Genomic DNA, 15,796 nt, shown 5'->3' on the forward strand with positions numbered 1-15,796 from the left:
GGGCATGGGGTGCACGCCTCAGCCGTCGCGGAGTTCGCGGTCGATGAGGTCGAACATGTCCTCGTCGCTGACGAGGTCGAGCACGTCGTCGTCCTCGTCGTCCTCCCGCGGTGCGTCGCCCGTCGGCGCGGGGGCCGCCGGGTCGAGGGCGCCCAGCAGGGTGCGGAGGCGGGCGGCGATCTCCGTACGCTCCGGGGCGTCCACCCCGTGCGCGGTGACGGCGGCCTCCAGGCGGCCGAGTTCGGTGCGTACGGAGGCGGCGGGTGGGGGGTCGCCGCCCGGTCCGGCGGCGGCTTCCGCGGCGAGTTCGGTGGCGAGGAGGCGGGCGACGGCGAGCGGGTGGGGGTGCTCGAAGACCAGGGTGGCGGGCAGCCGCAGGCCGGTCGCCTCGCCCAGCCGGTTGCGGAGCTCGACGGCGAGTAGGGAGTCCACGCCGCGCTGCCGGAACGGGGTCTTGTCGGTGCTGTCCGGCGTCGCCTCGGTGCCGGGGCGCTGCCCGAGGACGGCCGCGAGGCAGCTGTTGACGACGGCCAGCAGCTCCTTCTCGCGCTCGTCGGGCTCCAGCCCGGCCAGCCGCGGCGCGAGCGGGGACCGCGGGGGCGCGTCCGGTACGGGGCCGTTCTCCGCCCGGTGCTCCGGCGGGCGCTGTTCGGCGGCGATCTCCGCGAGCAGCGGGCTGGGCCGGGCGGAGGTGAAGACGGGCAGGAACCGTTCCCAGTCCACGTCCGCGAGGGCGACGAAGGTCTCGTCGTCGTCGAGGGCCTGCCGGAGGCCCGCGAGCGCGGTCCCGGGATCGAGCAGCGGGAGGCCCTGCTTGCGCAGGAACTCCGGGTCGACGGCGTCGGGCAGCGTGTCGCTGCCCCACACCCCCCAGGCCACGGACGTCGCCGGGAGCCCGCGGGCGCGGCGCTGCTCGGCGAAGGCGTCCAGCCAGGCGTTGGCCGCCGCGTACGCCCCGTGGTCGCCGCTGCCCCACACGCCGGCGATGGACGAGAAGAGCACGAACGCCTCGACCGGGTGGTGCGCGAGGAGTTCGTCCAGGTGGCGCGCGCCCGCGACCTTGGGCTGCACCACCTCGTGAAACTCCTCCACGGTGAGGGCGTCGAGGGAGTTGAGCCGCATCGCCGCCGCCGCGTGGATCACCGTCCCGATCCGGTGCCCGGCCGCGTCGAGGCGGCGTACGAGATCCGCGACCGCGGCCCGGTCGCCGACGTCGCAGGCGGCGACGGTGACCTCGGCGCCCCTGCCCTCGACCTCGGCGACCAGCGCGGCGACGCCGTCCGCCGCCTCGCCGCGGCGGCTGACGAGAACGAGCCGCTCGGCGCCGGCGTCGACCAGCCACCGGGCGATGTGCGGGCCGAGGGCGCCGGTGCCGCCGGTGACGAGGGTGGTGTGGGGGAAGCGGTAGCCGGTGGCACCGGGGGGAGGCGCGGGGCTGGGGGCGCGGACGAGGCGGGGGGTGTGGGCGGCGTGGTCGCGGATGGCGAGGTGCGGCTCGTGGTCGGGCCGGTGCGGAGCGGCGGCCACGTGGTGAACGAGGCGGGCGTAGTGCTCCGGGCCCGGGTCGGCGGGCAGGTCGACGAGCCCGGCGAAGTGGCGGACGTACTCCAGCGCGGCCACCCGCCCGAGCCCCCAGGCGGCGGCCTGGTCGGGGTCGGGGGGCGGGTCGTCGGGGGTGGCCCGTACGGCGTGGGTGGTGACGGTCCACAGGGGGACGGCGGGGTGCTGCCCCCGGCGGTGGTGGAGGTGGGTGAGGGTGGCGGCGGGGTCGGGGTCGAGGTTGAGGACACCGGCCGGGCCGGGGTGGCCGGGGTCGGTGGTGACGCTCGCCCCGGCGCTTTCGAGGGCGGCGACGAGCGCGGGCGGCGGGGCGGCGTGGGGCGGAAGGAGGAGGAGCCAGGTGCCGGTGAGCGCGGGCGGCGGCTGGTCGGCGGGCGGGGTGTGGGTGCGCCAGGCGACCCTGTAGCGCCAGGAGTCGAGGGTGTGCGGGAGAGAGCGGGTGGGCTGGGGCGGCGCGAGCCAGAGGTGCCGGTGCTGGAAGGGGTAGGTGGGGAGGTCGGTGAGGCGGGCCGCGGGGGCGGGGCCGGTGGTGACCGGGAGGCCGTGGGCGTGTGCGTGGGCGCGTGCGTGGGCGAGGCGGTGGGGGGTGTCGTCGTTGCGGTGGAGGGTGGCGTGGGTGACGGCGTCGGTGTCGATGGTGTCGATGGTGTCTTCGACGGCGGTCAGCAGGCCCGGGTGGGGGCTGGGTTCGAGGAAGTGGCCGAAGCCGTCGGCAAGGAGGGCTTGGACGGTCTGGTGGAAGCGGACGGGCGAACGCAGGTTGGTGAACCAGTAGTCGGCGGTCAGGGTGGTGGTGTCGACCGGCGCGGCGGTGACGGTGGAGTAGAACGGAATATCGCCGTCCCGGGGCTCAATGCCCTCAAGCCGCGCCGCGAGGTCCGCTTCGAGGGGCTGGACCAGGGCAGTATGCGAGGCGTACGTCACGGGCACGCGCCGGTGCCGGATGTCGTTGCGTACGCAGTGCTTCTCCACCGCATCCAACGCCGAAGCCGGTCCGGCAACGACCACGGCCGCAGGCCCGTTGTACGCGGCGATCGACACCTCGGCGGCGACGCCCGCTGCGTCGAGCATCGCGGCGGTGTCGTCCTCGTCCAGCGCGACCGACAGCATCCCCCCGGTCCCCGCGAGCGCCGTCAACGCCTGCGAACGCTGCGCCACCACCCGCGCCGCATCCTCAAGACTCAACGCACCCGCCACATGCGCGGCGGCGATCTCACCCTGCGAATGCCCGATCACCGCGTCCGGACGTACGCCGTGGTGCTCCCACCAACGCGTCAAGGCCACCATCACCGCCCACAGCGCAGGCTGGACCACCTCCACCGGCTCCAGCACCGAAGGCTCATCGCTGGACAGGACCTCAAGCAGATCGAAACCGGTGTGCGGAGCGAGAGCTCGGGCACACTCGGCCAGCGCCTCGGCGAAGACCGGGGACTCCTCCAGCAGCCGCGCACCCATCCGCACCCACTGCGACCCCTGCCCCGGAAAGACGAACACCGTCCCGTCCGGGATCCCGGCCCGCCCGGTCACCACCCCCGCATGCGGCACGCCGCCCGCCAGCGCCTCCAGCGCCGCCAGCGCTTCCGACCGGTCCGCGCCGACGACCACCGCGTGCCGCGTCAGCCGCGCCCGTGTCCGCAGCGCCGCCGCGACCTCCGCCGGCTCCAGCTCCGGCCGCTCCGCCCACCAGCCGTGCAGCCGCCCGGCGTACGCGCGCAGCGCCTCGTCTCCCTGCGCGGAGAGCGGCACGCCCACCGGTTCGGCGGCGGGCCCGGCCGCCGGGGCTTGGGGCTCGGGCTCGTCGGGCTGCTCCAGGACCACGTGCGCGTTCGTGCCGCTCACCCCGAACGACGACACCGCCGCCCTACGCGCCCGGCCCACCTCCGGCCACGCCCGCGCCTCCGTCAACAGCGCCACACCACCGGCGTCCCACTCCACGTGCGGCGTCGGCTCGTCCACGTGCAGCGTCGCGGGCAGTTGCCCGTGCCGCATCGCCTCGACCATCTTGATGATCCCCGCGACCCCCGCCGCGGCCTGCGCGTGCCCGATGTTCGACTTCACCGAGCCGAGCCACAACGGCCGATCCTCCGAGCGCTCGCGCCCGTACGTGGACAGCAGCGCCTCCGCCTCGATCGGATCGCCCAGCGTCGTGCCCGTGCCGTGCGCCTCCACCGCATCGACATCCCCCGGCCCCAGCCCCGCGTTCTCCAACGCCGCCCGGATGACGCGCTGCTGGGACGGCCCGTTCGGCGCCGTCAGCCCGTTGCTCGCCCCGTCCTGGTTCACCGCCGTGCCCCGCACGACCGCCAGCACCCGATGACCGTGCCGCCGGGCCGCCGACAACCGCTCGACCACCAGCACCCCGACACCCTCGGCCCACCCCGTACCGTCCGCCCCCGCCGCGAACGACTTGCACCGGCCATCCGCCGACAGCCCACGCTGGCGGCTGAACTCCACGAACGTCCCCGGACTCGCCATCACCGTCACGCCACCCGCCAGCGCCATCTCACACTCGCCCGCGCGTATCGACTGCGCCGCCAAGTGCAACGCCACCAGCGACGACGAACACGCCGTGTCCACCGTCACCGCCGGCCCCTCCAGCCCGAACGCGTACGACACCCGCCCCGACGCCACGCTCGCCTGGGTCCCGGTCAGGACGTGCCCCTCGACTCCCTCGGCGGCGGCGTCCACCCCCACCGCGTAGTCGTGGTACATCAGGCCGGTGAACACGCCGGTGCGGCTGCCGCGCACCGCGCCCGGGTCGATGCCCGCGCGCTCGAACGCCTCCCAGCTCGTCTCCAGCAGCAACCGCTGCTGCGGGTCCATCGCCAGCGCCTCCCGCCGCGACAGCCCGAAGGGGTCGGGGTCGAAGTCGCCGGCGCGGTAGAGGAAGTGACCGGCTCGCGTGTGCGAGGTGCCCGGGCGGTCGGGGTCCGGGTGGAAGAGCGCGTCGAGGTCCCAGCCCCGGTCGGTCGGGAAGGGGCCGAGTCCTTCGCGGCCCTCCGTCACCAGCGCCCACAGGTCCTCGGGTGACGCCACGCCACCCGGGTAGCGGCAGGCCATGCCCACGATGACCACCGGGTCGTCCGCGGCCCCGCCGCCGGTGTCGCCGCGCTCCGGCGCGCCCTCGGTTTCGGCGCCGAGGAGGAAGGTGGTGAGGGCCTGCGGCGTGGGGTGGTCGAAGGCCAGGGTCGTCGGGAGGCGGCGGCCGACGGCATCGGCGAGGCGGTTGCGCAGCTGCACGGCCGTCAGGGAGTCGAAGCCGAGGCTCTTGAACGTCTGGCCGGGTTCGATCGGCGCCGGTGAGTCGTGGCCGAGCACGACGGCCGCCTGTTCCCGTACGAGCTGGAGGGCCGCCCGCTCCCGCTCCGCCGGCGGCAGGGCCGCCCAGCTCGACGCGGCCGTGCCGTCCTCCGCCCGCGCGCCCGCGCCCGCGGCCGTCCGCCGCCGGGCCGGCGGACGGACGAGGTCCCGCAGCACGGCCGGTACGGTTCCGTCCTCGCGGCCGTCGAACGCAGGGAGGCTGAGGCGGGCGGCGATCAGGTGCCGTTCGTCGTCCGGCGCGGCGGGAGCGGTCGTGGCGGCGTCGAAGAGCGCGAGGCCGTGGTCCGTGGCGAGCGGGGCGACGCCGTTGCGGGCCATGCGCCGGATCTCCGCGTCGCCCAGGTGCCGGGTCATGCCGCTGGCCTCGGCCCACAGGCCCCAGGCGATCGAGCGGGTACGGGGCCGGTGGTGGGCCAGCGCGTCGAGGAACGCGTTGGCGGCGGCGTAGTTGGCCTGGCCCGGGGTGCCGAGCGTGGCGGTCGTGGAGGAGAAGAGGACGAACGACACGTCCGGGAGCCCGGCGGTCGCCCGGTCGAGGTTGAGGGTCGCGTCGACCTTGGCGGCCAGGACCGCGTCCAGGCGTTCCGCCGTGAGGTTGGTGACCAGGGCGTCGTCGAGGACCCCGGCGGCGTGGACGACGGCCGTCAGCGGGCGCGCCGCGGAGGCGGCCTCGACCAGCTCGCGGGTGGCGTCGGCGTCGGTGAGGTCGCAGGCCGTGACGGTGACCGTGGCGCCGAGGGCGGTCAGTTCGGCGCGCAGCGCGTCGGCGTTCGCCGCGCGGGGGCCGCGGCGGGAGACGAGATGGAGGTGGCGTACGCCGCGGCGGGTCACCAGGTGCCGCGCGAGCAGGGCGCCCAGCGTGCCCGTACCGCCCGTGACGAGGACGGTGCCGTCGGGGTCGAAGAGCGGGACGGCGGGGTCCGGGTCCGGCGCGGGGGTGTGGCGTACGAGACGGGGCGCGGCCGGGCGTCCGGCGCGGAGGGCGAGTTGCGACTCGCGCGTGGCGAGCGCCGCGGGCAGGGCGGCGGCGGAAGCGGGGTCGTCGTCGAGGTCCGCGACGACGAACCGGCCCGGGAACTCCGACTCGGCGGAGCGCAGCAGCCCCCACAGGGCGGCGCCCGCGAGGTCGGTGACCCGGTCGCCGGGGGCGGCGGCCGTCGCGCCGCGGGTCACGAAGACCAGCCGGGAGCCGTCGAAGCGCTCGTCGGCGAGCCATGCCTGCACCAGCTCCAGCGCGCGGGCCGCGTACGCGCGTACGGAAGCGGCGTCGGCGGCGGGCGCGGTCGCGGGCGGGCGGAACACCGCGTACTCCGGGGCCGGGACGGGCAGGGAGGCCAGGTCGGCGAGGTCGGCCGGACCGGCGATGTCGACGTGTTCGACGCGATCGGCCGCTTCGTGCGCGAGCGGCTGCCACGCCACCCGGTACAGCCCGTCCCGCCGCGCCGCGCCGCGCAGTTGCTCCGCGGCCACCGGCCGCAGCGACAGCCGGTCCACGGTGACCACCGGGTCTCCGGCGGGGTCGGTGACGGCGAGCGCCAGGGCGTCGTCACCGAGGGGGGAGACGCGTACGCGGAGGGCGGTCGAGCCGGTCGCGTGCAGCCGTACGCCGGACCAGGAGAACGGCAGCAGGGTGCGGTCGTCCGGCGCGCCGAGAAGCACCGCGTGCAGCACGGCGTCCAGCAACGCCGGGTGCACACCGGCCCGTTCGGCGTCGGCCGCCGCCTCCGCGGGCAACTCCACCTCGGCGAACACGGCGTCGCCGGGGCGGTCGCCGCGCCAGAGCCGCCGAAGGCCCTGGAACACGGGCCCGTAGTCGTAGCCGCGGGCGCCGAGGCGCGGATAGCCGTCCGCGAGGTCGACGGCGGAGGCGGTGCCGGGAGGCGGCGGCCAGGGCAGGTCGGCCGCGGGCGGGGCGGCATGCGGCGTACGGGACAGCACGCCCTCGGCGTGCGCGGTCCACGGCGCCTCGTCGTCGGCGGCCGGGCGGGCGTGCACGCCGAGGGTCCGCCGGCCCTCGGCGTCGGGCGCGGCCACGGTGACCTGGAGCCGGGTGGCGCCGGTGGCGGGGAGAAGGAGGGGGGCGGAGAGGGTCAGCTCGTCCAGGTGGTCGCAGCCGACCTGGTCGGCGGCGCGCAGCGCCAGCTCCACCATCGCCGTGCCGGGGAGGAGGACGGTGCCGGCGACGGCGTGGTCGGCGAGCCAGGGGTGGGTGGCGAGGGAGATGTCGGCGGTGAAGAGGGTGCCGCCCGAGGCGGCGAGGGGCACGGGGTTCTGGAGGAAGAGGTGGCGGCCGGCGGCGGGAGCGGACCGGCGGGTCGGCGCGAGCCAGAGGTGCTGGTGCTGGAAGGGGTAGGTGGGGAGGTCGGCGGCGGGCGCGGGGGCGGTGCCGAGGGAGACGGCGAGGCCGTGGGCGTGGGCGTGCGCGAGCGCGTGGGCGAGGCGGCGCGGCGAGTCGTCGTCGCGGTGGAGGGTGGCGTGGGTGACGGCGTCGGGGGCGGTGTCTTCGACGGCGGTGAGGAGGCCGGGGTGGGGGCTGGGTTCGAGGAAGTGGCCGAAGCCGTCGGCGAGGAGGGCTTGGACGGTCTGGTGGAAGCGGACCGGCGAGCGCAGGTTGGTGAACCAGTAGTCGGCGGTCAGGGTGGTGGTGTCGACCGGCGCGGCGGTGACGGTGGAGTAGAACGGAATATCGCCGTCCCGGGGCTCAATGCCCTCAAGCCGCGCCGCGAGGTCCGCTTCGAGAGGCTGGACCAGGGCAGTATGCGAGGCGTACGTCACGGGCACGCGCCGGTGCCGGATGTCGTTGCGTACGCAGTGCTTCTCCACCGCATCCAACGCCGAAGCCGGTCCGGCAACGACCACGGCCGCAGGCCCGTTGTACGCGGCGATCGACACCTCGGCGGCGACACCGGCCGCGTCGAGCATCGCGGCGGTGTCGTCCTCGTCCAGCGCGACCGACAGCATCCCCCCGGTCCCCGCGAGCGCCGTCAACGCCTGCGAACGCTGCGCCACCACCCGCGCCGCATCCTCAAGACTCAACGCACCCGCCACGTGCGCGGCGGCGATCTCACCCTGCGAATGCCCGATCACCGCGTCCGGACGTACGCCGTGGTGCTCCCACCAACGCGTCAAGGCCACCATCACCGCCCACAGCGCAGGCTGCACCACCTCCACCGGCTCCAACACCGAAGGCTCATCACTCGACAAGACCTCAAGCAGATCGAAACCGGTGTGCGGAGCGAGAGCTCGGGCACACTCCGCCAGCGCCCGCGCGAAGACCGGGGACTCCTCCAGCAGCCGCGCACCCATCCGCACCCACTGCGACCCCTGCCCCGGAAAGACGAACACCGTCTTCCCCGGCACCACCTCACCCAGCACCACACCCTCGTGCGGCACCCCCGCACCCAACGCCGCCAGGCCCGCAACCAACTCCCCCCGCTCAGCACCCACCACCACCGCGCGCCGGTCGAACTCCGTGCGGCCGGTCAGCGCCGCCGCCACCGCGGCGGCGGGCAGGTCGGGGTGCTCCTCGACGTGGTCGCGCAGTCGGTCGGCGTGGGTGCGTAGCGCCGCCGTCGTCCGGGCGCTCAGCGGCCAGGAGAGCACCCCGGACGTCTCCGGGGCCCGGGGCTCGGGCTCGTCGGGCTGCTCCAGGACCACGTGCGCGTTCGTCCCGCTCACCCCGAACGACGACACCGCCGCCCTACGCGGCCGCTCCACCTCCGGCCACGCCCGCGCCTCCGTCAGCAGCCGCACCGCGCCCGAGTCCCAGTCCACGTGCGGCGTCGGCTCGTCCACGTGCAGCGTCGCGGGAAGCTCCCCGTGCCGCATCGCCTCGACCATCTTGATGACCCCGGCGACACCCGCCGCGGCCTGCGCATGCCCGATGTTCGACTTGACCGACCCCAGCCACACCGGCCGGTCCTCCGCCCGTCCCCGCCCGTACGTGGACAGCAGCGCCTCCGCCTCGATCGGGTCGCCCAGCTCCGTCCCCGTGCCGTGCGCCTCGACCGCGTCCACGTCCCCGGGGTCCAGACCGGCACCGGCCAGCGCCGCGCGGATCACGCGCTCCTGCGACAGGCCGTTGGGCGCGGTGAGGCCGTTGCTCGCGCCGTCCTGGTTGATCGCCGTGCCGCGTACGACCGCCAGCACCCGGTGTCCGTCCCGCCGGGCGACCGACAGCCGCTCGACCACCAGCACCCCGACGCCCTCGGCCCACCCCGTGCCGTCCGCCGCCGCGGAGAACGGCTTGCACCGGCCGTCCGCCGCCAGCCCGCGCTGGCGGCTGAACTCCACGAACATCCCGGGCGTGGACAGCACCGTGACCCCGCCCGCGAGCGCCCGCTCGCACTCGCCCGTACGCACCGACTGCGCCGCCAGATGCAGCGCCACCAGCGACGACGAACACGCCGTGTCCACCGTCACCGCCGGGCCTTCGAGGCCGAGGGCGTACGCGATCCGGCCCGAGGCGACGCTCGGGGTGGTGCCGGTCAGCACGTACCCTTCCGGGCCGTCCGCGGCCTCGTGCATGCGCGGCCCGTAGTCCTGCGCGGTGGCGCCCACGAACACCCCGGTGCGGCTGCCGCGCAGCGCTCCGCCCGCGAGGCCCGCGCGCTCGAACGCCTCCCAGCTCGTCTCCAGCAGCAACCGCTGCTGCGGGTCCATCGCCAGCGCCTCCCGCGGCGAGATCCCGAAGAACTCGGCGTCGAATCCGGCGGCGTCGGTGAGGAAGCCGCCGTGGGCGGTGTACGAGGTGCCGGCGCGGTCCGGGTCCGGGTCGTGGAGGGCGTCGAGGTCCCAGCCGCGGTCGGCGGGGAAGCCGCCGACGGCGTCGCGTTCGTCGCGGACGAGGCGCCACAGGTCGGCGGGGGAGCCGACGTCGCCGGGGTAGCGGCAGGCCATGCCGACGATGACGACAGGGTCGTCGTCCGCCGCCGGGGCCGGGGCCGGGGCGGCGGGCAGGCCCGGCCGGGGCTCGGTGCCGGCGGCGGAGGTGTGCAGCCAGGCGGCCATGGCGGCGGGCGTCGGGTGGTTGAACAGGGCGCCGCTGGGGAGGTGCACGCCGGTTGCGGCGGTGAGGCGCCGGCGGAGTTCGACGGCGCCGTACGAGTCGAGGCCGAGGTCGCGGAAGGCGGTCTCGGTGCTGACGGCGGTGGCGGTGTCGTAGCCGAGTGCGGCGGCCGTGTGGGTCCGTACGAGATCGGTGAGGCCGGCGAGGTCGGCAGGCGACCCGCCGGTCTCCGCCGCCGGCTCGGCCGCAGGCACGACCGGCACCTCTGCCCCGTCCGCCCCGTCCGGCGCCTCCGGTGCCGTGGCCGGGCGGGCCTCCGGCGTCCCGCCCGTCCAGTGGCGTCGACGCTGGAAGCGGTACGTCGGCAGGGTCACCCGCCGCGTGCCCGCGTCGGCGAAGAACGTGTCCCAGTCGACGTCGGCGCCGCGCACGTGGAGTTCGCCGAGGGTGGTGAGGAGGGAGCGGTCCTCGGCGACCTCGCGCCGCAGCGCGGGGGCGATCAGCACCTCGGGCCCGTCCCGCAGGCAGTCCCCGGCGAGGCCGCTGAGCGTGGCGCCCGGGCCCGTCTCGACGAACGCCGTCGCCCCGCCGTCGCGCGCCGCCCGCGCGCCGTCGAGGAAGCGGACGGGTTCGCGGACGTGCCGTACCCAGTAGTCGGGGGTGCACAGCTCCGCGGCGGTGGCCGGGGCGCCGGTGAGGTTGGAGACGACCGGGATGCGCGGCGGGTGGTAGGTGAGGCGTTCGGCGACCCGCCGGAAGTCGTCGAGCATGCCGTCCATGTGCGGGGAGTGGAAGGCGTGGCTGACGCGCAGGGCGGTGGTCTTGCGGCCGCGCGCCGCCCAGGCGGCGGTCAGGGCCCGTACGGCGTCGGCGTCGCCCGACACGACGGTCTCCGCGGGCCCGTTGAGCGCGGCGATGGCCAGCCGGCCGCCGGTCTCCCGCTCGTGCGCGGCGAGGGTGGCGCGCAGTTCGGCCTCGCCCGCCTCGACGGCGGCCATGGCGCCGTCCGCGCGGCACGCCTGCATGAGCGCGCCGCGGGCGGTGACGAGCGCGGCGGCGTCGGCGAGGTCCAGGACGCCGGCGAGGTGCGCCGCCGCCAGTTCGCCGACGGAGTGGCCCACCAGCAGGCCGGGGGTGACGCCCCAGCGCTCCAGCAGGCGGCTGAGGGCCACTTCGACGGCGAAGAGCGCGGGCTGGGTGCAGGAGGTGCGGGCGAGCTCCTCGGCGTCGCCGAAGACGACGTCGCGGAGCGGGCGCGCCATCGGGAGGTGGGGGTCGAGGGCGGCGCAGACGGTGTCGAACGCCTCGGCGTAGGCCGGGAAGGTCTCGTACAGCCCGCGTCCCATACCCGCGCGCTGGCTGCCCTGCCCGGAGAAGAGGAACGCGACCCGCGGCGGCTCGGCGGCGGCCACCCCGCGCAGCACGTGCGGCGCCTCCCCGCCCGTCGCCACGGCGGCCAGGCCCGACAGCAGCGCGTCGCGGTCCGTGCCCAGCACCACGGCGCGGTGTTCGAACGCCGTGCGGGTGGTGGCCAGCGAGCCCGCCAGGTCCGGCAGCCCGCCGCCCCCCGCGTCCGCCCCGTCCGCGCCGTCCGCGTACGCCGTCAGCGCCTCCGCCTGCGCGCGCAGCGCGCCCGCGCTGCGGCCCGAGACCTGCCACGGCAGCGTGCCGTACGACCCGGCCCGCCCTCCGCTCCGCTCGGGCTCCGGCGGCCGTCCGGCCAGCACCACGTGGCAGTTGGTGCCGCCCATGCCGAAGGAGCTGACGCCCGCGACGAGACGTTCCGCCCCGGGCCGCGGCCACGGCCCCGCGGTGCCGCGCACGCGCAGCTTCAGCTCGTCCAGCGGGATCTCCGGGTGCGGCCGGTCGAAGTGCAGGCTGCCGGGCAGCTCCCGGTGCGCGAGGCTCAGCAGCGCCTTGATGAGCCCGACGGCGCCGGCGGCGCCCTCCAGGTGCCCGATGTTGGTCTTCACCGAGCCGACGACCAGCTCCTCGCCGGCCGGCCGCCGCGCCGTCCCCAGCGCGGCGCCGAGGGCCGCCGCCTCGACGGGGTCGCCCACGGGTGTGCCGGTGCCGTGGAGTTCGACGTACTGCGCCTCGCCCGGGTCGACGCCGGCGTCGGCGTACGCGGCCCGGATGACGCGCTCCTGCGCCGCGGGGTCGGGGGCGCTCGGGGTGCGGCCGGTGCCGTGGCCGAGGGCGCTGCCGAGGATGACGCCGTGCACCGGGTCGCCGTCGGCGAGGGCGGCGGCCAGCGGCTTGAGGACGACGATGCCGCCGCCCTCGCCGCGTACGTAGCCGTTGGCGCGGGCGTCGAAGACGCGGCAGCGGGCGTCGGCGGCGTCCGGGGACAGGGCGCCGAAGAGTTCGGCGGCGGCGAAGCCTTCGGGGAGGAGGTTGAGGTGCACGCCGCCGGCGAGGGCGAGGGCCGACTCGCCGGCGAGGAGGCTCCGTACCGCCAGGTGCACGGCGGCCAGGCCGGAGGACTGGGCGGTGTCCACGGCGAGGCTGGGGCCGGCGAGGCCGAGGAGGTGCGACAGGCGGTTGGCGGTGGCGGCGCGGCTGAGGCCGGTGGTGCTGTGCGCGGTGAGGGTGCCGGCGGCGTGCTGGAGGCGGGCGTAGTCGTCGGCCATCGAGCCGACGAACACGCCGGTGCGGCTGCCGCGCAGCCGTCCGGGCCGTAACCCCGCGCTCTCCAGCGCCTCCCAGGACAGTTCGAGCGCGAGGCGCTGCTGCGGGTCGACGGCGGCGGCCTCGCGCGGCGACATGCCGAAGAACGCGGCGTCGAACGCGTCGACGTCGTCGAGGAAGCCGCCGTGGGCGCCGGCGGGCAGGCCGCGTCCGGCGGGCGGCGGCGTGATCGCGTCGACGCCGTCGCGGAGCAGCCGCCAGAAGGCCCCGGGGTCCGCCGCCCCGGGTACGCGGCAGGCCATGCCCACCACGGCGATCCGGCCGTCGGCCGGGACGCCTCCACTACCTCTTCTCTCGCTCATGACTCCCCCGTACGATCCGGCGGGTGCGCGCGGGTGCGCCGCGGGCGCGGGGCGTCGCCGCTCCGTGCCCGGCCGTGGCTCGCCGCCGCGCCGCCGCGCCGCCTGCTGCGTGGCGCGTAGTGCGTGGTGCCCGGTGGCCGAAAAGTCCGTTCAGCGCGCCGGGGCGACGCGCACGGGCAGCTCCTTCAGCCCGCGCGTGATGATGTACGGCGCCCGGGGCGGCGACGTCGTCTCCAGCTCCAGGTCCAGCCCGGCCAGCGTGGCGAACGCGACCTGGGCGGCGAGCCGCGCGATGGGCGCGCCGACGCAGAAGTGCACGCCGAGCCCGAAGCCGAGGTTGCGGCCGGCCGGCCGGGACAGCACCAGCGCGTCGGGGTCCTCGTACACCTCGGGGTCGCGGCTGGCGGCCCCGATCAGCAGCATCACCTGCTCGCCGGCGGCGATCGGCTCGCCCGCGACCTCGGCGTCCGCCAGCGCGACGCGGGAGATCATCTGGCCGGGCGGGTCGTAGCGCAGCATCTCCTCGACGGCGGCGGGCACCTCGTCCGGGTGCGCGCGCAGCCACGCCAGCTGCTCGGGGTGCTGGAGCAGGGCGAGCATGCCGTTGCCGATCAGGTTCACGGTGAGCGCGAACCCGGCGGACAGCAGCAGGGTGAGGGTGACGACGAGCTCGTGGCCGGTGAGCTTGCCTTCGGTGTCCTCGGCGGCGACCAGTTCGCTGATCAGGTCGCCGGTGGGCGCGGCGCGGCGCTCGTCGGCGAGCTGGCCGAAGTACTCGTACAGCTCGGCCCGGGCGCTGTCGCGGCGGGCGACCTCGTCGGGGGTGAGGAAGAGGCTCGGGTCGAGGCCGTGGGCGATGTCGGCGGAGAGCGCCTGGAAGCGCGCATGCTTCTCCGGCGGCACGCCGAGCAGCTCGCCCAGGAGGATCGCGGGCAGCGGCAGGGCGACCGCGGATATGAGGTCGACGGTGCCGCCGTCGGCCTCGGCGACGGCCGACTCAACCAGCTCGGCGACCACCTCGCCGGCCCGCTCGCGCAGGGCGTCGACGCGGCGGGCGGAGAACGCCTGGCCGACGAGCCCGCGGATGCGGGTGTGGTCGGGCGGGTCCATGAAGATGAACGGGCGCACGGTGGTGCCGTCGGGCCCCTGGCTGAAGTGCTCGGCGACGGTGGCGCCGTCGCCCCAGCCGAACCGGTTGTCGCGCAGCACCGCGGAGATCCCGGCGTGCCCCGGGACGACGACCAGCCCGAGCGGCGTACGGGTCACCGGGCCCTGCTCGCGGATCTTGCGGTAGACGGCGTACGGGTCGGCGTGGAAGGCCGGGTCGAAGGGGTCGAAGGGCAGCAGCTGGGTGAGGATCGCCGGGTCGATGCCCGCGTCCTCCGCGTCCTGGGCGCCCGCCTGTTCCTCGTGGGCTGGTGTTTCCGGCATGACTCGATTGCTCCCCGTTGTGGTGGTGATGTGCCGTTGTGCGGTGGTGGGGGGTCAGTCCGTACGGGCCGGAACCAGCTCGACGGGCATGCGCAGGATGACGGTGTGCTTGTTGCTCGGCGCCCAGGTCACCTCGCCGTCGATCCTGATCTCCGCGACCCGGTCGAGGAGCTCCTCCAGGAGCACCCGCATCTCGATCCGCGCCAGCTGCTCGCCGAGGCAGGAGTGCGTGCCGTGGGCGAACGCCAGGTGCGGATTGGGGGAGCGGCGGATGTCGAAGGCCGTCGGGTCGTCGAAGACGTCGCCGTCCCGGTTGCCCGAGGCCCACCAGAAGGTGACCTTCTCGCCCGCCTTGATCTCGGTGCCGCGGAAGACGGTGTCGCGGGTGGCGGTCCGCCGGTTGTACGGGGTGGGGGTGGACCAGCGCAGCATCTCGTCGATGGCGCCGGGCAGCAGGGAGCGGTCGGCGCGGAGCGCCTGCCACTGCTCGGGGTGCTGGGCGAGGGCGAGGATGCCGGTCGCCAGCGCGTTCCGCGGCGGCTCGCTGCCGGCGATGAGCACCAGGCAGAAGAACGCCTCGCGCTCGTACTCCGAGAGCGGGTCCACCCCGCGGTCCCCGGGGATGTCGCCGTGCGCGAGCACGGACATCAGGTCGTTCGCCGGCGGGCCGGCCTCCGCGCGCTTCCGCGCGATCAGCTTCTTGCTGTACTCGTACATCGCGTACTGGGTCTCGGTCGCGGTCTTGTTGACCGTGCCCGAGAGCCGCTCCTCGAACCCGGCGAGGGTCTCGCCCCACTCCAGGAGCTGCGGCATGTCCGCCTCGGGCGCGCCCAGCACCTTCCCCACGCACTCGATGGTGTACGGGGCGGTGACGGCCGGCTGGAAGTTCACCCGGCCCTTGGCGAGGGCCTGCCCGACGAGCCGGGCGGCCACCTCGCGCCACTCCGGTAACCGCGCCTCGACGGCCTGACGCGCCACGGGCGGGCTGACCAGGTCCTTGAACAGCTGGTGCCGCGGGTCGTCCTGCATGTTGATCAGGCTGCCGGCGTGGACGCCGGGCTTGAGGTCGTCGATGTGCGTCCCGCCGCCCTCGCGGCCGCCGCCGCCCTTGGAGGAGAACACCGGGTCCTCGGCCGCGGCCTTCAGGTCCGCGTGCCGGGACAGGACCCAGAAGCCCTCGCCGTCGACCGTGGTCCCCGGCGGGTGCCACAGCACGGGCGCCTCGTCGCGGAGGCGGACGAACACCTCGTGCGGGAAGCCGTCGGTGAACAGCGCCTGATCGGTGAGATCGAAGCCGTTCAGCACCGCCGGCAGCTCCGTGGCCGCCCGCGACTCTTGCCCCGTCATTTCACTCCTCCCAGCGGCCAACCCGCGTGGCCGCCACCCCGTTTGAGACGTCGTCAGTGAAATCGAGCACGAGTCTGCGCGACCTCGTCTCACGCTGTCAATCAATTACGTTTGGTAGTCGACCGCCCCGGAAAGG

Annotated in this window: 3 protein-coding genes; all 3 read right to left on the reverse strand. The window is 75.8% G+C overall.

Annotation, left to right across the window (positions count from 1 at the left end; translation table 11 throughout):
• Window positions 1–18 precede the first annotated feature (18 nt).
• Entirely contained in the window at window positions 19–12,882 is a 12,864-nt protein-coding gene (locus ACHZ99_RS16000) for a type I polyketide synthase (RefSeq protein ID WP_420305271.1), read from the reverse strand.
• A 150-nt stretch (window positions 12,883–13,032) separates the two neighbouring features.
• Window positions 13,033–14,313: a cytochrome P450 gene (locus ACHZ99_RS16005; RefSeq protein ID WP_420305272.1), complete on the reverse strand. Its 1,281-nt coding sequence runs from the start codon at window positions 14,311–14,313 to the stop codon at window positions 13,033–13,035.
• Window positions 14,314–14,367: 54 nt separating this feature from the next.
• Window positions 14,368–15,660 (reverse strand): cytochrome P450, encoded by a 1,293-nt coding sequence (locus ACHZ99_RS16010; RefSeq protein ID WP_420305273.1) that lies wholly within the window; start codon window positions 15,658–15,660, stop codon window positions 14,368–14,370.
• Window positions 15,661–15,796 lie beyond the last annotated feature (136 nt).

Origin of the sequence: Streptomyces sp. MAR4 CNX-425 (assembly GCF_048656465.1) — a bacterium.
In the GTDB taxonomy this organism is placed as follows: domain Bacteria; phylum Actinomycetota; class Actinomycetes; order Streptomycetales; family Streptomycetaceae; genus Streptomyces.

What these genes read in the sequence shown, in the direction of transcription:
- ACHZ99_RS16000 (WP_420305271.1), bottom strand. Translation starts at nt 12,882, where the DNA reads ATGAGCGAGAGAAGAGGTAGTGGAGGCGTCCCGGCCGACGGCCGGATC.
- ACHZ99_RS16005 (WP_420305272.1), bottom strand. Translation starts at nt 14,313, where the DNA reads ATGCCGGAAACACCAGCCCACGAGGAACAGGCGGGCGCCCAGGACGCG.
- ACHZ99_RS16010 (WP_420305273.1), bottom strand. Translation starts at nt 15,660, where the DNA reads ATGACGGGGCAAGAGTCGCGGGCGGCCACGGAGCTGCCGGCGGTGCTG.